The 18768-nt window shown below is 66.4% G+C and carries 19 protein-coding genes; 5 read left to right on the top strand and 14 right to left on the bottom strand.

Annotation, left to right across the window (positions count from 1 at the left end; translation table 11 throughout):
• Nucleotides 1-191: 191 nt before the first annotated feature.
• Nucleotides 192-548 (bottom strand): hypothetical protein, encoded by a 357-nt coding sequence (locus G4G71_RS17690; RefSeq protein WP_169939336.1) that lies wholly within the window; start codon nucleotides 546-548, stop codon nucleotides 192-194.
• Between the two features lie 128 nt (nucleotides 549-676).
• Here G4G71_RS17690 and G4G71_RS17695 point away from each other — a divergent pair, with 128 nt between their 5' ends.
• Nucleotides 677-1612, top strand: a complete 936-nt coding sequence (locus G4G71_RS17695; RefSeq protein WP_169939337.1) for a LysR family transcriptional regulator — start codon at nucleotides 677-679, stop codon at nucleotides 1610-1612.
• Between the two features lie 79 nt (nucleotides 1613-1691).
• Nucleotides 1692-2936, top strand: a complete 1245-nt coding sequence (gene lysA / locus G4G71_RS17700; RefSeq protein ID WP_169939338.1) for a diaminopimelate decarboxylase — start codon at nucleotides 1692-1694, stop codon at nucleotides 2934-2936.
• A gap of 168 nt (nucleotides 2937-3104) precedes the next feature.
• Here lysA and G4G71_RS17705 read toward each other — a convergent pair whose 3' ends face one another.
• Nucleotides 3105-3542 (bottom strand): Lrp/AsnC family transcriptional regulator, encoded by a 438-nt coding sequence (locus G4G71_RS17705; RefSeq protein ID WP_196912978.1) that lies wholly within the window; start codon nucleotides 3540-3542, stop codon nucleotides 3105-3107.
• A gap of 8 nt (nucleotides 3543-3550) precedes the next feature.
• The gene (locus G4G71_RS30060) at nucleotides 3551-3676 is read right to left on the bottom strand and encodes a hypothetical protein (protein ID WP_256204873.1); all 126 of its coding nucleotides are present in this window, start codon (nucleotides 3674-3676) and stop codon (nucleotides 3551-3553) included.
• A 79-nt stretch (nucleotides 3677-3755) separates the two neighbouring features.
• Here G4G71_RS30060 and G4G71_RS17710 point away from each other — a divergent pair, with 79 nt between their 5' ends.
• Together G4G71_RS17710 and G4G71_RS17715 are read left to right on the top strand one after the other, a co-directional pair.
• Nucleotides 3756-5438: a flavin monoamine oxidase family protein gene (locus G4G71_RS17710; protein ID WP_169939339.1), complete on the top strand. Its 1683-nt coding sequence runs from the start codon at nucleotides 3756-3758 to the stop codon at nucleotides 5436-5438.
• An 88-nt stretch (nucleotides 5439-5526) separates the two neighbouring features.
• A complete protein-coding gene (locus tag G4G71_RS17715; protein ID WP_169939340.1) occupies nucleotides 5527-6315 on the top strand; it encodes a carbon-nitrogen hydrolase family protein in 789 nt (262 codons plus the stop codon).
• 127 nt (nucleotides 6316-6442) lie between these two features.
• On the opposite strand, the gene G4G71_RS17720 is transcribed toward G4G71_RS17715, so the two are convergent.
• From G4G71_RS17720 to G4G71_RS17765, 10 genes are all read right to left on the bottom strand, one after another.
• Nucleotides 6443-6802: a cytochrome c3 family protein gene (locus G4G71_RS17720; RefSeq protein WP_169939341.1), complete on the bottom strand. Its 360-nt coding sequence runs from the start codon at nucleotides 6800-6802 to the stop codon at nucleotides 6443-6445.
• Entirely contained in the window at nucleotides 6799-7503 is a 705-nt protein-coding gene (locus G4G71_RS17725; RefSeq protein WP_169939342.1) for a ferric reductase-like transmembrane domain-containing protein, read from the bottom strand. Before G4G71_RS17725 ends, G4G71_RS17720 begins: the two co-directional genes overlap by 4 nt.
• 221 nt (nucleotides 7504-7724) lie before the next feature.
• Entirely contained in the window at nucleotides 7725-8675 is a 951-nt protein-coding gene (locus G4G71_RS17730; RefSeq protein WP_169939343.1) for a PDR/VanB family oxidoreductase, read from the bottom strand.
• A 307-nt stretch (nucleotides 8676-8982) separates the two neighbouring features.
• Entirely contained in the window at nucleotides 8983-9723 is a 741-nt protein-coding gene (locus tag G4G71_RS17735) for an SDR family NAD(P)-dependent oxidoreductase (RefSeq protein WP_169939344.1), read from the bottom strand.
• 10 nt (nucleotides 9724-9733) lie between these two features.
• The gene (locus G4G71_RS17740; protein ID WP_169939345.1) at nucleotides 9734-10231 is read right to left on the bottom strand and encodes an aromatic-ring-hydroxylating dioxygenase subunit beta; all 498 of its coding nucleotides are present in this window, start codon (nucleotides 10229-10231) and stop codon (nucleotides 9734-9736) included.
• Complete coding sequence (locus tag G4G71_RS17745) at nucleotides 10228-11511, bottom strand: aromatic ring-hydroxylating oxygenase subunit alpha (RefSeq protein WP_138216521.1); 1284 nt, start codon at nucleotides 11509-11511, stop codon at nucleotides 10228-10230. Before G4G71_RS17745 ends, G4G71_RS17740 begins: the two co-directional genes overlap by 4 nt.
• 10 nt (nucleotides 11512-11521) lie before the next feature.
• Nucleotides 11522-12673 (bottom strand): amidase, encoded by a 1152-nt coding sequence (locus tag G4G71_RS17750; protein ID WP_169939346.1) that lies wholly within the window; start codon nucleotides 12671-12673, stop codon nucleotides 11522-11524.
• Nucleotides 12670-13170 carry a nuclear transport factor 2 family protein gene (locus G4G71_RS17755; protein WP_420825945.1) on the bottom strand — a complete coding sequence of 167 codons (501 nt, stop codon included), beginning with the start codon at nucleotides 13168-13170 and terminating at the stop codon, nucleotides 12670-12672. Before G4G71_RS17755 ends, G4G71_RS17750 begins: the two co-directional genes overlap by 4 nt.
• A gap of 3 nt (nucleotides 13171-13173) precedes the next feature.
• Nucleotides 13174-13545 carry a hypothetical protein gene (locus tag G4G71_RS17760; RefSeq protein WP_045207771.1) on the bottom strand — a complete coding sequence of 124 codons (372 nt, stop codon included), beginning with the start codon at nucleotides 13543-13545 and terminating at the stop codon, nucleotides 13174-13176.
• A 22-nt stretch (nucleotides 13546-13567) separates the two neighbouring features.
• A complete protein-coding gene (locus G4G71_RS17765) occupies nucleotides 13568-14719 on the bottom strand; it encodes an acyl-CoA dehydrogenase family protein (RefSeq protein ID WP_169939347.1) in 1152 nt (383 codons plus the stop codon).
• Nucleotides 14720-14947: 228 nt separating this feature from the next.
• Between G4G71_RS17765 and G4G71_RS17770 the strand changes: the two genes are divergently transcribed.
• Nucleotides 14948-16423, top strand: a complete 1476-nt coding sequence (locus G4G71_RS17770; RefSeq protein ID WP_169939348.1) for a PAS domain S-box protein — start codon at nucleotides 14948-14950, stop codon at nucleotides 16421-16423.
• Between the two features lie 177 nt (nucleotides 16424-16600).
• Here G4G71_RS17770 and fusA read toward each other — a convergent pair whose 3' ends face one another.
• Nucleotides 16601-18709: an elongation factor G gene (gene fusA / locus G4G71_RS17775; protein WP_169939349.1), complete on the bottom strand. Its 2109-nt coding sequence runs from the start codon at nucleotides 18707-18709 to the stop codon at nucleotides 16601-16603.
• Between the last annotated feature and the right edge of the window lie 59 nt (nucleotides 18710-18768).

An 18768-nucleotide genomic window follows, 5' to 3' on the forward strand; every position in this document is an offset into this window, starting at 1 on the left:
CAAGCTCGCTCCCGCTGTCTGAATATTGCGTAGGAGCGGACTCCGTCCGCGATCGGTTGAGCAGCGCGCCAGAATTATCAATGGAGCGACCGGCAAGACATCGCGGACGAAGTCCGCTCCTACGCACGTCGGTTGGAGTGAGCCCCTCGGTAGGAGCGAACTTGCTCGGAACCCCATCGTAGAACGCCCGTTCACCCTCCCAGCAGGTAGATGACCAACTCGGCCACCGACAGCGAGAACAGGTACGGCCCGGTGAAGCCGACCCAGATGAGCAGCGCGAAAGGCGTGTAGAGCACTACCAGCACCACGCGGGCGCGACGACCGCGGAGCATCAGCCAGAATATCTGCCCCAGTGCAAACAATGCGCCGCACAGGACGGCGGGAACGAAGATGGCGTGGAGCCGGCCATAGTCGCTCAGCGCCCCGACATCGCTGCCCAGCACCAGGTACATCGCCAGCGCCATGCCCGCCGCGCCGATTGCCAGGGCCAGCACAGCGCCCGCCAGGACCCAGAACGCCAGACGCGCGAGCCCGGGTTCACCGGGCATTGATTGTTCGCCTTCCATCAGCCTTGCCGCTCCTTTCAATGACGGCCCGACACTACACAACCCCGGCCGATTTGCCGAGACCGCGCGGACGCCTTACGCTGCCGCCATTCCTTCCTCCGGCCCAGAGCATGATCACCCTCCGCCACATCGAAGTCTTCCGCGCGGTCATGACTACCGGCAGCGTCACCCGCGCGGCGGCGTTTCTGCATACCAGCCAGCCCACCGTCAGCCGCGAACTGGCTCGGCTGGAGCAACTGGTCGGCTTCGAGCTGTTCCTGCGCGAGCGCGGGCGGCTGGCGCCGACGGCGCGGGCGTTGATGCTGTTCGAGGAAGTGGAGCGCTCCTTCACCGGGCTGGACCGTATCGTCGCCTTCGCCGGCAGCCTGGGGCAGTTCGCCGAGGGCAAGTTCTCCATCGGCTGCCTGCCGGCGCTCTCCCAGGCGCTGCTGCCGGAAGCCTGCAAGCGCTTCAGCCGGGAAAACCCGGCCATCAGCCTGGAAGTGGCGGCGCTGGAGTCGCCGCATCTGGAAGAGGCCCTCAGCGCCCAGCACCACGACATCGGCCTGATCGAGAACGACGACGCCCCGCGTGGCACCGAGCTGCAGCCGCTGCTGGCGGTGGACGAGGTGTGCATTCTCCCGGATAGCCACCCGCTGCTGGCCCGCGAGTGCCTGGAAGCGGCGGATTTCGCCGGCCAGCCCTTCGTCAGCCTCGCCACCAGCGACCGCTATCGGCACCTGATCGACGCGGTGTTCCTCGGCGCCGGCGTGCAGCGGCAGATGCAGGTGGAAACCCACAGCGCCGTCTCGGTTTGCAGCATGGTCCGCGCCGGGTTAGGCCTTGCCGTGGTCAACCCGATCACCGCCCTGATGTTCCAGGGCCAGGGCATCCAGCTGCGGCCGCTGGCGTTCTCGCTGCCGTTCCAGGTCAGCGTGGCGAAGCCGCTGTACCGCCCCGCTACGCCACTGCGCGAGCGCTTCGTCGCGGCACTTCAGGCAGAAGCTGGCGTGCTGGTACAGCGCCTGCGCGAAGCCGGCGTAGGCTGCACCCTATATCAAAAATGAATTGACCAAATAACAAGCGGCATTATTCAGCCAGACAAAGGCCCGGTAGACTAGCGCCATCTATCTTCGGAGCCCATTCATGACTTTCCTCGCCCTGCCCCGCGCCGAACAGCTCGCCCTGCAATTCGGCACCCCGCTGTGGATCTACGACGCCGCCACCATCCGCAGTCAGATCGAGCGTCTGAAGAGCTTCGACATCATCCGCTTCGCCCAAAAGGCCTGCTCCAACCTGCACATCCTGCGCCTGATGCGCGAACAGGGCGTGAAGGTCGACGCCGTTTCCCAGGGCGAACTGCTGCGCGCCCTGGCCGCTGGCTACTCGTGCCGCGAGGATGAATCCGAGATCGTCTTCACCGCCGACCTGCTGGACCGCACCACCCTGGAAACCGTGGTCGAGCACGGCATCCCGGTGAACGCCGGCTCCATCGACATGCTCCGCCAGCTGGGCGAAGTCGCTCCCGGCCACCCGGTGTGGCTGCGCATCAACCCCGGTTTCGGCCACGGCCACAGCAACAAGACCAACACCGGCGGCGAGCACTCCAAGCACGGCATCTGGCACAGCGACCTGCGCGCCGCCCTGGACGTGATCCGCGAACGCGGCCTGCGCCTGGTCGGCCTGCACATGCACATCGGCTCGGGCGTCGACTACGGTCACCTGGCCCAGGTCGGCGAAGCCATGCTCGGCCTGGTACAGCAGGTGAAGGACGCCGGCCACGACCTGTCGGGCATTTCCGCCGGCGGCGGCCTGTCCATCCCTTACCGCGCCGGCGACCCGGAAGTGGACACCGCGCATTACTTCCAGCTGTGGGACAAGGCGCGCAAGGCCGCCGAAGCCGTGGTCGGCCACAAGCTGCACCTGGAGATCGAACCGGGCCGATACCTGGTCGCCCAGTCCGGCTGCCTGCTCAGCGAAGTGCGCGCCACCAAGGACGCCGGCCGCAACCACTTCGTGCTGGTGGACGCCGGCTTCAACGAGCTGATGCGCCCGTCCATGTACGGCAGCTACCACGGCATCCGCGTACTGGCCGGCGACGTGGCCAGCCGCGAGGTGATCGACACGGTAGTGGCCGGCCCGCTGTGCGAGTCCGGCGACGTGTTCACCCAGGGTGACGGCGGCGTGGTCATCCCCCGTGCCCTGCCCCGCGCTCAGGTTGGCGACCTGCTGCTGATCGAGGACACCGGCGCGTATGGCGCGTCCATGTCGTCGAACTACAACAGCCGTCCGCTGATCGCCGAAGTGCTGCTGGAAGGCACCGAAGCCAAGCTGATCCGCCGCCGCCAGCGCGTGGAAGAGCTGCTGGCGCTGGAAGAAGACCTGGGCTGATTGCGGGCGTGGCCCATTACAGAGGCCATCGGCGCTGGGCGGTTCGCGAGCAAGCTCGCTCCTACAGTCAGCCTCGGCGTACTCTTCGTAGGAGCGAGCTTGCTCGCGAACCCGCCCCACGCCGGCCTGGCCGGCGTGGTACTCGCCGCTACCGGGAAGGCACCCTTCTCACCGATCGATGCGCGTCGACAGAATGATCGACGACATCGTCCGCTCCACCCCGTCCAGCGCGCCGATGCGGTCCAGCACGGCGTCCAGGTCGCGGATCGACAGCGCCTCGACGATCACGATCATGTCGAAGTTGCCGCTCACCGAGTGCAGTGTCTTCACCTCGATGATCTTCTCCAGCGCCTGCACCACCTGGTGCGACAGCTTGGGCAGCGCCGTCACCAGCACGTGGGCGCGCACCAGCGACTGGGCGTAGCTGTCCGACACCTTGATCGAATAGCCGCTGATGATGCCCTGCTGCTCCAGCCGCTCGATACGGCTCTGCACCGTGGAGCGGGACACCCCCAGCTTGCGCGCCAGCTCGGAAATCGACTCGCGGGCGTTGGCGCGCAACAGGTTCAACAAGGCCGCATCGGCGTTTTTCGTCATATTGCTCATTGGATTGATCAATCTGCCTGAAAGCTCTCGCCAATCTTGCAGATTGCCGGATTCATTTCAACGACAAGCTTTGCAATAGTGATCGCCAAGGCGAGCCCACCAGCTCGCCATTTCTTTGCCCGCGCGCCGCTCATCGACTGGCTCCTGCGGGCCACGCGATGCCTTGCCAAGCTGGTCGAGACAGACCGGCAGACTGATAACCGGGAGATTCCAATGCACAAGAACCGCCATCCCCACACCCCCGGCAAGAAACCGGTGACCATCTTCGGCCCGGACTTCCCCTTCGCCTTCGACGACTGGATCGAGCACCCCGCCGGCCTGGGCAGCATCCCGGCCGAGAAGCACGGCCAGGAAGTGGCCATTGTCGGCGCCGGCATTTCCGGGCTGGTGGCGGCCTACGAGCTGATGAAAATGGGCCTGAAACCCGTGGTCTACGAGGCCTCGAAGATGGGCGGTCGCCTGCGCTCGGAAACCTTCGAAGGCGCCGACGGCATCATCGCCGAGCTGGGCGGCATGCGTTTCCCGGTGTCCAGCACCGCCTTCTACCACTACGTCGACAAGCTCGGGCTGGAAACCAGACCCTTCCCCAACCCGCTGACCCCGGCCTCGGGCAGCACCGTGGTCGACCTGGAGGGCACCAGCCACTACGCGGAGAAGATCGACGACCTGCCGGAAATCTTCCGCGAAGTCGCCCAGGCCTGGGCCGACGCGCTGGAAGACGGCGCGCGCTTCTCCGAGATCCAGGACGCCATCCGCGAGCGCGACACGGTCAAGCTCAAGGCCCTGTGGGACGAGCTGGTGCCCAAGTGGGACGACCGCACTTTCTACGACTTCGTCGCCAGCTCCAGGGCTTTCTCCCGGCTGTCCTTCCAGCACCGTGAAATCTTCGGCCAGGTCGGTTTCGGCACCGGCGGCTGGGACTCGGACTTCCCCAACTCCATGCTGGAAATCTTCCGCGTGGTGATGACCAACTGCGACGACCACCAGCATCTGGTCGTAGGCGGCGTCGAGCAGGTACCGCGCGGCATCTGGAGCCACGTGCCGGAAAACTGCGCGCACTGGCCGGCCGGCACTTCCCTGGCCTCGCTGCACAACGGCGCGCCGCGTCCGGGCGTGAAGAAGATCGCCCGCGCCGCCGACGGCACCTTCGCCGTCACCGATTACTGGGGCGACACCCGTCACTACGCGGCCGTCCTGGCGACCTGCCAGACCTGGCTGCTGACCACCCAGATCGAATGCGAGGAAGCGCTGTTCTCGCAGAAGATGTGGATGGCCCTCGACCGCACCCGCTACATGCAGTCCTCGAAGACCTTCGTGATGGTCGACCGGCCGTTCTGGAAGGACAAGGACCCGCAGACCGGCCGCGACGTGATGAGCATGACCCTCACCGACCGCCTGACCCGCGGCACCTACCTGTTCGACAATGGCGACGACAAGCCGGGGGTGATCTGCCTGTCCTACTCCTGGATGAGCGACGCCATGAAGATGCTCCCGCACCCGGTGGAGAAGCGCGTGCAGCTGGCCCTGGACGCGCTGAAGAAGGTCTACCCGAAGGTCGATATTGCCGGGCACATCATCGGTAATCCGATCACCGTATCCTGGGAGGCCGACCCGCACTTCCTCGGCGCCTTCAAGGGCGCGCTGCCGGGCCACTACCGCTACAACCAGCGCATGTACGCGCACTTCATGCAGGACGACATGCCCGCCGAACAGCGCGGCATCTTCATTGCCGGCGACGATGTGTCCTGGACCCCGGCCTGGGTGGAAGGCGCGGTGCAGACCTCGCTGAACGCCGTGTGGGGCATCATGAAGCACTTCGGCGGCGCGACTCATCCGGAGAACCCCGGTCCGGGCGATCGCTTCGCCGAGCTGGGCCCGATGGCGCTGCCGGACTGAAGCCCGGCAGCCGAAAACCGCCTCGCGCACGAGTGGGATCGGGTGCAAACTGCCTGACCCGCTCGTGCTTTTTTCAAGGAGACCCCTCATGTACCTCGCCCTCTACCAGTGCCCTCCCGGCCCCGAAGACGTCGCCGGCAACCTGCAGCGTCTGGAACAGGCAGCGCGGCAGGCAGTGCAGAACGGCGCGGATCTGCTGGTGCTGCCGGAGATGTACCTGTCCGGCTACAACATCGGCGCGAAGCGTGTCGCGGAACTGGCGGAAAACTGCGACGGCCCCTCCGCCCTGCGCATTGCCGAAATCGCCCGCGAGCACAAGCTCGGCATCCTCTACGGCTACCCCGAACGTGACGCCAACGGCGCCATCTTCAACAGCGTGCAGCTGATCGACCGGCAGGGCGAACGCCGCGCCAACTACCGCAAGACCCACCTCTACGGCGATCTCGACCGCAGCCAGTTCAGCGCTTCCGACGAGCCGCCGGCGATCTTCGAACTGGACGGCTGGAAGATCGGCCTGCTGATCTGCTTCGACGTGGAGTTCCCCGAAGCCGTGCGCACCCTGGCGCTGGCCGGCGCCGACCTGGTGCTGGTGCCCACCGCCAACATGCGCCCCTACGAGTTCGTCGCCCAGGTCCTGGTACCGACCCGCGCCTACGAAAACCAGGTGTTCCTGGCCTATGCCAACTACGTTGGCACCGAGGGCGAAATCGAGTACTGCGGGCTGAGCAGCATCGTCGCCCCGGATGGCCAGGTTCTGACCAAGGCCAAGCACAGCGAAGAGCTGCTGGTAGCCGAGCTGGACCCGCAGCGCATCGCCCTGGCGCGCGAGGGGTACAGCTACGTGCACCTGCGGCGGCCGGTGCTGTATCGCAGCTGAAGAAAAGCCCGGCACTCCGCCGGGCTTTCTCTACCGGCGCTGAAACTTCCCTTGTAGGAGCGAGCTTGCTCGCGAACAGATTCGCCCGCGGCTTAGGCGTCAGGCAGGTTCGCGAGCATGCTCGCTCCTACAGGTTCCCTCTGCGATGGCACGCCTGGCAGCTGCGCACCGGCCCGCTGGCGTGGAAAGCCTGCAATCGTTCGAGGTGACAGCTCTGGCAGAGCTGATGGAAATCCGCTTCCATGCGCACCGCCAGCGCCGGGCTCTGCTTGTGGCAGAGGATGCAGGTGCGGTTGCCGGAGACCGAAGGCGACTGGTCCTTGTAGTCGTGGTGACAGGTGATGCAATTCACCGAGGCGTGCGGCTCGTGGGGGAACGCCAGCGGCATCAGCGGACGATTGCGCTGCCAGTGCCCGTGGGCGAACCACGCCCCCGCCGACAGCGCCACGACGGCGCCTACCGAAAGTCCGATCCAGATGCGTTTCACAACGGCAGCTCCACGTTCGCCAGCAGGCTGTAGAGCGCCGACAATCCGATGATCACGCCACTGGCCGCCAGCGCGAACCAGGTAGCCCGCAGCGCCGTATTGCGCTTGCGACCACTGATGCCGTTGGCAGGTTTGGGCAGGCGCGGCCAGATGGCGGCCGCCAGCATCAGCGCCACCAGCAGGGCGCCCTTCCAGAGGCCACCGCTGTAGTAACCCGCGCCAAGCACGTGCACGGCCATCAGCAACAGGGCGAGCAGGCTGCCGCCGTAATGCCAGCGGCGGTACGAGGCGGCGCTGCTGCTCCAGCGCGGGCGCACGCGGTTCAGGCTGGATATCGCGAGCACCAGCATCAGCATCGCCGAAGCCAGTCCGGCCAGCATGTAGCCGGGCGCGGACGGCAGCAGGTCTTCGATTAGCAGCGGCTCGTCGAACAGCAACACAACGATATGGATCAGCAGCAGCACCACCGCCGCAAACCCGAGATCACGGTGCAACCGCAGGAAGAATTTCCCCTCGTAGAGAGGGCGCGGCTGCGGGCGGCCGCCGATGACGAACAGCAGCCCCAGCAGGCAAGCACCGAGCAGCCCGGCGGCATTGGCGAAATCCCAGGCGTAACCGAGCCCCGGCATGGCGCCGAGGCCGAGCAGGATGGCGACCGGCAGCAGGCAGCCGAGCGCCAGGCGCGCGATCAGCGCAGGCATGAGGGACTCCGGAAGTAGGGATGTGGCCGAAGGCTAGCAATTGTCGGCGGCGCGGGAGTGTCGCTGTCTGCCAGACGAATTGCCAGCCCTGCCAGCGCGCGCCGACCTTATCCCGTAGGAGCGGACTCTGTCCGCGATGATTGCCGGCGCGAGGCGGAACCTATCGCGGACAGAGTCCGCTCCTACGCAAAGCCCGCCTGAGTGCCGAAGAGCGATCCGGACTAAAGGTCCAGCACCAACCGCGCCGACTTCGCCCGCGAGACGCAGGCGCAGATCTGCTTGTTGGAGGCCTTTTCCTTGTTCGACAGGCAGTTGTCGCGGTGCTCCGGCTCGCCTTCCAGCACCTCGACGATGCAGGTGCCGCAAATGCCTTCGCGACACTCGGTGTCGATGTCGCAGCCGTGGGCCTGCAGCACGTCCACCAGCGTCGAGTCTGCCGGCACGTGGAGCACAACACCGGAGCTGGCCAGTTCCACTTCGAAGGAACCAGCCGGCGCCGCGTTGGCGGCCGGATCGGCCTGGAAGTTCTCCAGGTGGATGGCGTCTTCCGGGCGGCTGCGCGCGGCGATCTCCACCACCTTGTTCATGAACGGCGCCGGGCCGCAGGTATAGACGTGGGCGTGCTGCGGTGCGCGTTCCAGGCAAGCGCTCAGCACGCTGTCCAGATCAGCCGGCTCGACGCCGTAGTGCAGCTCGACCTTGCCGGCGAAAGCCTCGCTGGCCAGCAGCTCGACGAAAGCCGCGTGCTCGGCGGATCGGGCGAAGTAATGCAGGCGATACGGCTCACCCTTGGCGTTCAGCCGGTAGGCCATGCTCAGCAGCGGCGTCACGCCGATACCCGCCGCGAACAGCACGTGCTCGCGGGCTTCCGCTGCCAGGCGGAACAGGTTGCGCGGCGCGCCGATGTCCAGCTCGGCGCCTTCCTGCACGTCGTGCAGGGCACTGGAGCCGCCACGGGACGCGCCCTCCTTCTTCACCGCTACCAGGTAGGCGGTGCGGTCGTCCGGCGGGCTGCACAGCGAATACTGGCGCGTCACCCCGGTGGGCCCGGTGACGTCGACGTGGGCGCCCGGCTCGTAGGCGTCGAACGGCTGGCCATCACAACGTACGAGACGCAGGGAACGGATGTCCTGCGCTTCCTCGACGATCCTTTCGATTCTGACCTTCATCATGGCGTTACCTGCAAGGCGTTGATTGCGGGCTCTGTGGCCCCTTTCCGGCCTCTTTTTCACGAGCGGACGGGTTTTCGATTGATGTCGGAGCGAGGGCATCTCCCTCTCCCCAGCCCTCTCCCTGAAGGGAGAGGGAGCAGCTCGGCGTCGCCGAGTGGCACGGTGTTTCCAGCCCTGCCGATCAGTCCCCTCTCCCGCTTGCGGGAGAGGGTTAGGGAGAGGGGCTCTTCAGCTCCCCCACTCAAGCTCAGGCCAAGCGTAGGGCGAATAACGCGCAGCGTTATCCGCCGTCCGCCCAGCCCAAACCTCAGCGCATGAACAACCCACCATTGATATCCCAGCAGGCCCCGGTCACCGATCCGGCGTTCTCCGCACACAACAGCAGCACGCTGTCGGCGATGAAAGTCGGGGCGCCCAGGCGGCCGGCGGGGATGGTCTTGAGTATCTGTTCCAGGCGCTCGGGGGCCACGCTCTCGTAAACCACCGGCAAATCCAGCGGCCCCGGCGAGATGGCGTTGACGGTCACACCCTGCGCCGAGAGTTCGCGGGCGAATACCTTGGTCAGGGTCGCCACGCCGCCCTTGGCCGCGGCGTAGTGGCCGCCGGTGGCGGTGCCGCCGTTCTGCCCGGCCAACGAGGCAATGTTGACGATGCGGCCGAACCCGCGCGCCGCAAAGTGAGTACCGAACACCTGGCAGGCGACGAAAGTGCCGCGCAGGTTCACCGCCATGGAGGCGTCGAAGTCCTCCGGGCTGATATCCATCAGCGCGGCGACCTTCGACATCCCGGCGTTGTTCACCAGGATGTCGGTGCCGCCCCAGCGCTCGGCGAGCACATCACGAGCGCGTTCGAAATCGGCTTTCTCGCGCGCATCCAGTTTCAAACCGAGGGCCGTGCGGCCCTCCGGGTCGAGCTCATCGGCCAGGCGCTGCACCGCGTCCTCGTTGAGGTCGGCCAGCGCCACGCGCAGGCCGGCAGCGTGCAGGCGGCGGGCGATGACTTCGCCCAGCCCGCGTGCGGCGCCGGTTACCAGGGCAACTCGTTGCATGGCGCGGCCCTCAGAGCAGGAAGCCGAGCGCGTTGAGCGCGTCTTCGGCGTTGATCAGGCGGATCACCTTGCGCTCCAGGCGGGCTTGCCCGTCTGCGAAGCGGATGCGGTGGTTCAGGTCGGCAATGAACGGCGTCGCCACGCCGCGCTTGTAGGCGTAGAGCACCTGTGCCGAGTTCACTTCGACCACATCGCCCGCCGCTTCCACGAGGCTGAAACGCGAGACAGTGCGCACGGTCTTCGCCGCGTCCACCGCCGAGGGCGAATGGCCGCCGGTGAGGCGTTCGATGCGCAGGGCGCGCATGCGCGCGTCGTCGAAGACGTAGTTCAGGCTGGCGGCGAAGTCATCGCCCTCGGCGTCGATCGGCACCACGTAGATGCCGTCCTCGCTCCACAGCTGCGACCACTGTGCGTAGTCCTTGCGGTCGAGCAGCTCGGCCTCGCGCCAGACGAATTCGATGGCCTTGGCCAGCGGGCCGGAGAAGCCGTTCAGGGTGTCGTTGCTCATTGGCTCATCATCCTTTTCCACATCTGGTACGCCTCGCGCATGCCGCCTTCGTCGGTGGCGTGGGAGACCTTGTCGCCGTTCTCGGCGACCACTTCGCGGTTCAGGCCGCGGTTGACCAGGATCGGCGCGTCGACACCGGCGTAGGAGCCACGCTGCACGCGGTCCCAGGCCTCTGCATCATCCGGGCTGCCAAAACCGAACGGGCCCTGGAAGTGCTCGTGGATGCGCATGCGCTCACGGTTGGCGATTTCCGGGCCGCCATCCATGCCCAGGGCGACGTGGCGAATCTCGGTCTCGGTGACGGAGATCGGCCGCAGCACGCGGAAGAACGACATGGACATGGCCACGTTGGGGAACAGGTTGAGGTTGAAGCCGGCGCCATGCAGCGAGCGGACGATGCGGCGCACCTGTTCCGGCGGCATGGTTTTCGACAGTTCCTCGGTGACGTGGGCGAAGCGTTCCTGGAGCTGCTCGGTGCCGTCGTCGTGGTCGAGGTCGACGTGCTCGGGGACCATCACCATCACGCTGTGGCCGTTACCCAGGGCGTGGGTCACCGCCTGCTCGTCGCTCATGAACGAGAGCATTTCCTCGGTTTCTTCATCCACCGAGGACATGAACGACTTGTGCACGATGGGGAAGTGGTAGCCGTCGGTGGTGTTTTCCAGCTGGATCTTCCAGTTGCCGCGGAAGGTGAACTTGTGTTCGCCCTGGGTCTTGATCGGGTAGCCGGCGCCCTGCTTCATGAACAGGTCCATCCAGTGTTTGGCCCCGCCGAGGAAGTCTTCCAGCGGTTCGATCTCGTCGTTGTAGGTGGCGAATACCATGCCGGCGTAGCTTTCCACGCGCAGGCTGGTCAGCGGCAGCTCGGACTTGTCGAGGATGTCCTCGTAGCCGTCCGGGTACGGAAGCGCACGCAGCTTGCCGTCCAGCGCGTAGGACCAGCTGTGGTACGGGCAGGTAAAGCCGGTGGCGTTGCCCTTGTGCTTCTCGCAGACGGTGGCGCCACGGTGGCGGCAGCGGTTCTCCAGGACGTTGATGTTGCCCTTCTTGTCGCGCACCACGATCACCGGGCGGCGGCCGACGCTGGTGGTCTTGAAGTCACCGGCGTTGCGCACTTCGCTTTCGTGGGCGACCCACACCCAGGTGCGGTAGAAGATCTTGTCCATCTCCGCTTCGAACAGTTGCGGGTCGTTGTACAGCGAGACATCGACGCGGTCGTCACCGACCAGCTCTTCGACGCTGCGCGACCGGGCGATCAGCCGGTATTCGTGAGCGCTCATGCCCATCTCCTCATGCCGATTTCTTATGTTTTTGCGCAGTCCGCGTGGCGGCCAGGCTGTGTTCGAGTTGCGCACCGAAGGCGCATACGCGTTCGTCGTCGCCCTTGCGGCCGACGATCTGCAGGCCGACTTTCAGCCCGCCGCAATCCAGGTCCACCGGCACCGTAAGCGCCGGGTGTCCGCTGAGGTTGAAAGGCCGCACCAGGGGCGTCATGCCGGCCACCGATTTGCCGTTGCGCGCATCGCTGAGCAGCGGCGGCAGGTCGGGCATGGTCGGCAAAAGCAGGACTTCGAAGTCCTCCAGCGCGGCGTCGATGGCGCGGGTGAAGTGCTCGCGCACTTTCTCCGCCTCGGCGCGCTCGGCGTCGGTGGTGCGGCTGGCCAGCAACAGGCGCTGCTCGACATCGGCGCCGATCAGGCCCTTGCCGGTCAGCGCCGCATAGGCGGCCCAGTTCTCGTGGTTGATCACCACCAGCCCGGCCTGGAAGGCCGCCTCGAACTCACCGAGGAACAGGTGGCTGCGGCGCCAGCCGGCGCGATCGGCGGCGGCACCCAGGCAGGCCTGGATGTGCGGCGCCGACGGCACTTCGAGGAAGGCCACGCGGGCGCCCTCGCCCGGCAACTGCACGTTGCCGAAGCCGGGGCAGATGACCTGCATGGCGGCGATCAGGTCGGCCATGTTGGCGGCGAACGGGCCGACGCAATCCAGGCTGCTCTGCGCCGGGTGCACGCCATCGCGGCTGACGCGGCCGAACGTCGGCTTCAGCCCGGCGATACCACAGCAAGCCGCCGGCACGCGCACCGAACCACCGGTATCGGTGCCCAGCGCGATGTCCGCCAGGCCCGCCGCCACGGCGGACGCGGAGCCGCTGGAAGAGCCACCGGGCACGCGGTCCGGTGCCATCGGGTTGATCGGCGTGCCGGTCCAGTCGTTGATGCCGGTGACGCCGAAGGCCAGTTCGTGAAGATTGGTCTTGCCGACGATCTGCCAGCCGGCGTTCAGCACGGCGTCGACCACGAACGCGTTGCGCGTGGCCGGCGCGGCGTCGGCCAGCGCACGGGTACCGCAACGGGTCGGGTAGCCGGCGATGTCGATGCTGTCCTTGACCGCGACACGCTTGCCGTCGCCGCCGAGGAGGAATTCGCTGACGAAGGTGCTCATGGACGGCCCTCCCCTGCACCATCCAGCGCACGTTGCGAGAGGCGCTGGGTACGGAAATGACTGATCTGCCAGCGTCCGTCGATCTCGCGGAAGTCGATATCCAGGCGCGTGCCGAACAGTTCGGTGTGGCCTTCGGAGTAGGTCGAGAGCTGCTGCATGATCCATTGCCCGCGCGCGGTGCGGCCGTCGACGCGGATCGACTCGCTGGTGAGGAAGTGCAGGTTCAGCGTGAAGTGCGGCGACGGCGGCAGGTAGCCGAAGACGAACGCGGCGATCGCCTCGCGGCCCTGGTGATGGCCGAAGGTCTGCGCCGTGGTCGTGCCGATGCCTTCCCACACCGCGTCCTCGCTGAACAGCTCGGCCAATTCGGTGATCGCCACCGGCGCGCGCGGCACGTCGCAGAGGTCCATGTAGCGGGCCATCAACCGGCGCACCTGGCTTTCCCCTTCGAGGACCTCCAGGCGGCGGTTCAGCTCGGCCATGCTCAGGCTGCTCATGGCTCAGGTCCGCGCGGCTTCGGGAATGGTCAGCGGGCGGCCGATGCGCGCCTCGACCTTGGCGTACTTCCACAGGCTGTACTCGCCCACCGGGGTGGTGCGGAACAGGTTGCAGGCGTCGATCACGGTCTGGTGGCAATCCACGTCGGCCATGATGTAGACGGTCCAGGGCGAGGTGGTGGACGGGCCGACCATCAGGCGGTCGTCATCCAGCACGCCGAGCACGTTCATGCCCGGCAGCGCGCCGAGGTCGCCCATCATCTGCGAGAAGCCCTTCCACACGGTGATGCCTTCACCGGTGGGCAGGTCGAAGAACGGCTGGGCGATGCCGATGCAGAACAGTACGCGCAAGGGTTCGGTGGTCGGACGGGTCATGCTTCGAGTCCTTGTTTTTATGTCAGATGTATCCGGGGAACGGCGGCACATCGAGCAGCACCGCGCCGGCGCCGTCGTACATGCCATCGCTCAGGAAGGCGTGCTGGGTGACCACCATGGCGTCGCGCAGGTAGCGCTGCAGCGGGTGGTTCAGGTAGATCGCCGTGGTGCCGGCCAGGCTGTAGGCGCGGCGCACCACGTCGGCGCCGGCGCGGGATACGTGCACGGCGGCCAGGCGCAGCTGGCTGACCTGCTCGGGCGTCACGGCATTACCGGCGAGGATGGATTCCCAGACCGTCTCGGTGGCGTCATAGAAGAAGCCGCGCGCGGCCTGCAATTCAGCCTCAGCCTTGCCGATCTCGATGCGCACATAGGCGCGGTCGCCGAGCTTGGGCGCGCCGGTCACGCCGCTGGAAGACGCCATGCGGGTGATCTCGTCCAGCGCCGCGCGGGCCAGGCCGAGGTTGACCACGGCCAGTACCTGGGCGGCGTAGGCAATGGTCGGGTAGCGGTACAGCGGTTCGTCGATGTTCGATTCGCCGCCGCGGATGAAGGTCCAGTCGTCCGGGACGAAGGCGTTGTCCAGCTTCAGGTCGTGACTGCCGGTGCCCTTGAGGCCGACCACGTTCCAGTTCTCGACGATCTCCACGTCCCTGGCGCGCAGCAGCGCGGTGCGCGGCTTGCCACCCGGACCACCGATGCCGATGCCAACGCCGAGCACGTCAGCGCCCTTGCAGCCGCTGGCGAATTTCCAGGTACCACTGACGCGCCAGCCGCCTTCGACCTGAGTGGCCGGCTGGATCGGGAACAGGCCGCCGGCGAACACCAGGTCCGGGCCGTCGGCATAGAGTTCGGCGAGGGTGTGGCGCGGCAGCGCGGTGAGGTAGGTGCTGGCGCTGCCGAAGCTGGCCACCCAGCCGGCGGAGCCGTCGGCTTCGGCGATACGCTCGACCAGTTTCAGGAACTGCGCCGGCGGCAGTGCGTCGCCGCCGAAGCAGCGCGGAGTTGCGGCGCGGTAGATGCCGACATCGCGGAAGCGTTCGATCATGTCGCGGGGAACGTGGGAGCGAGTGTCGAATTCTTCGCGGCGCTGGCGGACTTCATCGAGCACGCGCTGGAATTCGAGGGCACGACCGTCCGCATCGAGCGGTTCGGCGAGGGCGGCACGCAGCATGGCGGCATCTCCGGTTGTTCTTGTAAGGGCCGGCCCGTTCGATGCGGGCTGGTCGTCGTTGGGGCCAGTGTATGAACCGCCATGTGCGCCCAACTATTGGGGCGTGCAGCCCCACGCCTAAAGGAATCCCCTAGTCGGCGCCGGGTTACTCCGCAGTCCCTTCGCGCTACGCTGCGCGGTATAAAGGCGCCACTGCCTACCCGTCCCTGCAATCGAGAGCGAGCTTCGATGTTCCAGCCCAAGCCCGATGACTTCCTCGCCCTGCTCCAGGCCATGCCGCTGTGCGTGATCCTTCACGATGCGCAGACCAAGGAAATCCTCTGGGCCAACAACGCCGCACTGGCGGTGCTTGGTTTTACGCTGGAAGAGCTGGTGCCGCTGAAAGCTCCGGACATGACCGCCAAGGCCCCGCAATACCGCCGTTCGGTCGGCCTGCGCTGGCTGGAAGGCGCGGCGCGCACCGGCCAGCGCACCATCGAGTGGTGCTACCGCTCCAAGCAGGGCGTGGAAATCCTCTCCGAGGCCGTCGCCACCCGCGTGCACCTGCAGGAACGCGACGTGCTGATGGTGCAGTTCCGCGACATCTCGAAGGAGAAACAGGTCGAGCGCGACCTGCAGCGCTTCGAGAGCCGTCTGAAGGCCTTCATGCAGGACCTCGCCGAAGGCGTGGCGGTGCTGGACGGTGACGGCAACCTGCGCTTCCTCAGCGAATCCGCACTGCCTCTGCTGGGCGGCAGCCAGGACGACTGGATGGCGCACAACTTCCTCGGCCGCTGCGACAGCGCCACGCGCCCGCGCCTGGAGCACCACTTGGCAATGCAGCCGCCGAGCCGCGAGCCCTACTCCGTCAGCTACCAGTTGCAGCGCCTGGACGGCGAATGGCGCTGGCATCACGCGACCTGCCGCTACATCGAAATCGAGGACGATCTGGTCGGCCACCTGCTGCTGTTCCGCGACGTCACCGAGCAGGTCCGTGCCGCCCAGGCGCAGCGCCAGAGCGACCAGAAACTGGAGTACCTGGCGCGCTACAACGCCATGGGCGAAATGGCCCTGGCGATTGCCCACGAACTCAGCCAGCCGCTGGCGGCCACGCGCAACTTCATCGAGGGCGCGCTGATCCGCCTGGACCGCGAACAGAAGGCCGAAGCCTCCGCCGCCTGGGGCCTGGACAGCGCCGTGCGGCAGATCGAGCACGCCTCGCTGATCATCAAGAGCGTGCGCGAATACGTGGTGAAACTGGAGCAGGCCGAACAGCGCATCGACCTCAACGAACTACTCGGCGAGACGCTCTACTTCATCAGCCTCAAGGCCCAGCCAAGCAACGTGCGCGTGGAGCTGGAGCGCTGCGACGAACCGCTGTGGGTGAGCTGCGAGAAGGTGCTGGTCGGCCAGGTGATCCTCAACCTTGCCTTCAACGCCATCGAGGAAATGCTCAACCTCCCCGAGGACCGCCGCCTGCTGCGTATCCGCACCGCGCGCGACGGCGACAGCGCGCGGCTCTGTGTGCTGGATCAGGGACGCGGCATCCACGCCGGGGCCAAGGAGCGGCTGTTCGATGGCTTCTTCACCTCCAAGGTGAGCGGCAACGGGATCGGCCTGGCGCTGTGCCAGAGCATCGTCTCGCGGCATCGCGGAGATATCTGGGCGGAGAACGTCGAGCCGTGCGGGGCGATGTTCTGCTTTGGGTTGCCGCTGGCGGAGTGATTGACCGCTAGCGCTTCACGCCCCGAAATCCAAGGGCCGGCAATCCCTGTAGGAGCGAGCTTGCTCGCGAACCACCCAGCTCCGAAGCAGCCGGAAGATCGGTTCGCGAGCAAGCTCGCTCCTACAAAAAGCAGAAGAAACGGCGCCCGTGGGCGCCGTTGTTCGTTGCGGGGGAAGTCAGCCGTGGGACTTCTTGATAATCGCCTCGGCAATATTCGCCGGCGCCTCGGCGTACTTGGTGAACTCCATCGAGTAGCTCGCGCGCCCCTGGGACATCGAGCGCACATCCGTGGCATAGCCGAACATCTCGCCCAGCGGCACCTCCGCGCGGATGACCTTGCCGGCCGGCGTGTCTTCCATGCCCTGGATCAGCCCGCGCCGGCGGTTCAGGTCGCCCATCACGTCGCCCATGTAGTCCTCCGGCGTCACTACCTCGACCTTCATCACCGGCTCCAGCAGCACCGCGCCGCCCTTCTGCGAGAGCTGCTTGGTGGCCATGGAGGCGGCGATCTTGAACGCCATCTCGCTGGAGTCGACGTCGTGGTAGGAACCGTCGAATACCGAGGCCTTCAGGCCGATCAGCGGGTAGCCGGCGAGCACGCCGTTCTGCATCTGTTCCTCGATGCCCTTCTGGATCGCCGGGATGAATTCGCGCGGGATCACGCCGCCGACCACCTCGTTGACGAACTCCAGCCCGTCCTTGCCCTCGTCGCCCGGTTCGAAGCGAATCCAGCAGTGACCGAACTGGCCACGGCCGCCGGACTGGCGGACGAACTTGCCTTCGATCTCGCACTTCCTGCGGATCGCCTCGCGGTAGGCCACCTGCGGCTTGCCGATGTTGGCCTCGACGTTGAACTCGCGGCGCATGCGGTCGACGATGATGTCCAGGTGCAGCTCGCCCATGCCGGAGATGATCGTCTGCCCGGTTTCCTCGTCAGTCTTGACGCGGAACGAGGGGTCTTCCTGGGCCAGTTTGGACAGGGCAATGCCCATCTTCTCCTGGTCGGCCTTGGTCTTGGGTTCCACGGCCACGGAGATCACCGGGTCGGGGAAGTCCATGCGTTCGAGGATGATCGGTTTGTCGATGGAACACAGGGTGTCGCCGGTGGTGACGTCCTTCATGCCGATCAGCGCGGCGATGTCGCCGGCGCGTACTTCCTTGATCTCCTCGCGCTGGTTGGCGTGCATCTGCACCATCCGGCCGACGCGCTCCTTCTTGATCTTCACTGAGTTGAGCACGGCGTCGCCGCTGCTGAGCACGCCGGAATAGACGCGGGCGAAGGTCAGGGTGCCGACGAAGGGGTCGGTGGCGATCTTGAAGGCCAGCGCGGAGAACGGCTCGCTGTCGTCGGCGTGGCGCTCCAGGTGTTTTTCTTCATCGTCCGGGTCGGTGCCGTTGATCGCGGGGATTTCCGAGGGCGCCGGCAAGTAGTCGATGACGGCGTCGAGCACCAGCGGCACGCCCTTGTTCTTGAACGAGGAACCCAGCACCGCCGGGACGATCTCGTTGGCCAGGGTGCGCTGGCGCAGGCCGGCCTTGATTTCCGCGATGCTCAGTTCCTCGCCTTCGAGGTACTTGTTCATCAGCTCGTCGTTGGCTTCGGCGGCGGCCTCGATCATGTGCGCGCGCCACTCGTCTGCCAGCGCCTGCAGTTCGGCGGGGATCGGTTCCTCGGTGTAGCTGGTGCCCTGGTCGGCGTCGTTCCAGACGATGGCCTTCATCTTCACCAGGTCGATCTGCCCGGCGAAGGTTTCCTCCGAGCCGATGGCCAGCTGGATCGGCACCGGCGTGTGGCCCAGGCGCTGCTTGATCTGCGCGACCACGCGAAGGAAGTCGGCGCCCTGGCGGTCCATCTTGTTGACGTAGGCCAGGCGCGGCACGTGGTACTTGTTGGCCTGGCGCCAGACCGTCTCGGACTGCGGTTCGACGCCGTCAGCGCCGCTGAACACCACCACCGCGCCGTCGAGCACGCGCAGGGAGCGCTCCACTTCGATGGTGAAGTCGACGTGGCCGGGGGTGTCGATGATGTTGAAGCGGTACTTGTGGTCGTACTGCTTGGTGGAACCCTGCCAGAACGCCGTGGTGGCCGCCGAGGTGATGGTGATGCCGCGTTCCTGTTCCTGCACCATCCAGTCCATGGTCGCCGCGCCGTCGTGCACCTCGCCCATCTTGTGGTTCACACCGGTGTAGAAAAGGATGCGCTCGGTCGTGGTGGTCTTGCCGGCGTCCACGTGGGCGACGATGCCGATATTGCGGTAAAGCTCGATGGGCGTATTGCGAGCCATGGTGTGCTCCGTTTCTGCTGGTTGACTGCCGGGCCTGCTGCTGCGGGTCCGTTGCCTGC

Source organism: Pseudomonas multiresinivorans (genome assembly GCF_012971725.1).
Lineage (GTDB): Bacteria > Pseudomonadota > Gammaproteobacteria > Pseudomonadales > Pseudomonadaceae > Pseudomonas > Pseudomonas multiresinivorans.

Coding starts and splice junctions, on each gene's coding strand:
- G4G71_RS17745 (WP_138216521.1), bottom strand. CDS start 11,511: ATGAGCGCTCACGAATACCGGCTGATCGCCCGGTCGCGCAGCGTCGAA.
- G4G71_RS17705 (WP_196912978.1), bottom strand. CDS start 3,542: ATGAGCAATATGACGAAAAACGCCGATGCGGCCTTGTTGAACCTGTTG.
- fusA (WP_169939349.1), bottom strand. CDS start 18,709: ATGGCTCGCAATACGCCCATCGAGCTTTACCGCAATATCGGCATCGTC.
- G4G71_RS17755 (WP_420825945.1), bottom strand. CDS start 13,170: ATGAGCAGCCTGAGCATGGCCGAGCTGAACCGCCGCCTGGAGGTCCTC.
- G4G71_RS30060 (WP_256204873.1), bottom strand. CDS start 3,676: ATGAGCGGCGCGCGGGCAAAGAAATGGCGAGCTGGTGGGCTCGCCTTG.
- G4G71_RS17730 (WP_169939343.1), bottom strand. CDS start 8,675: ATGATGAAGGTCAGAATCGAAAGGATCGTCGAGGAAGCGCAGGACATC.
- G4G71_RS17770 (WP_169939348.1), top strand. CDS start 14,948: ATGTTCCAGCCCAAGCCCGATGACTTCCTCGCCCTGCTCCAGGCCATG.
- G4G71_RS17690 (WP_169939336.1), bottom strand. CDS start 548: ATGCCCGGTGAACCCGGGCTCGCGCGTCTGGCGTTCTGGGTCCTGGCG.
- lysA (WP_169939338.1), top strand. CDS start 1,692: ATGACTTTCCTCGCCCTGCCCCGCGCCGAACAGCTCGCCCTGCAATTC.
- G4G71_RS17740 (WP_169939345.1), bottom strand. CDS start 10,231: ATGAGCAACGACACCCTGAACGGCTTCTCCGGCCCGCTGGCCAAGGCC.
- G4G71_RS17695 (WP_169939337.1), top strand. CDS start 677: ATGATCACCCTCCGCCACATCGAAGTCTTCCGCGCGGTCATGACTACC.
- G4G71_RS17715 (WP_169939340.1), top strand. CDS start 5,527: ATGTACCTCGCCCTCTACCAGTGCCCTCCCGGCCCCGAAGACGTCGCC.
- G4G71_RS17765 (WP_169939347.1), bottom strand. CDS start 14,719: ATGCTGCGTGCCGCCCTCGCCGAACCGCTCGATGCGGACGGTCGTGCC.
- G4G71_RS17735 (WP_169939344.1), bottom strand. CDS start 9,723: ATGCAACGAGTTGCCCTGGTAACCGGCGCCGCACGCGGGCTGGGCGAA.
- G4G71_RS17760 (WP_045207771.1), bottom strand. CDS start 13,545: ATGACCCGTCCGACCACCGAACCCTTGCGCGTACTGTTCTGCATCGGC.
- G4G71_RS17725 (WP_169939342.1), bottom strand. CDS start 7,503: ATGCCTGCGCTGATCGCGCGCCTGGCGCTCGGCTGCCTGCTGCCGGTC.
- G4G71_RS17750 (WP_169939346.1), bottom strand. CDS start 12,673: ATGAGCACCTTCGTCAGCGAATTCCTCCTCGGCGGCGACGGCAAGCGT.
- G4G71_RS17710 (WP_169939339.1), top strand. CDS start 3,756: ATGCACAAGAACCGCCATCCCCACACCCCCGGCAAGAAACCGGTGACC.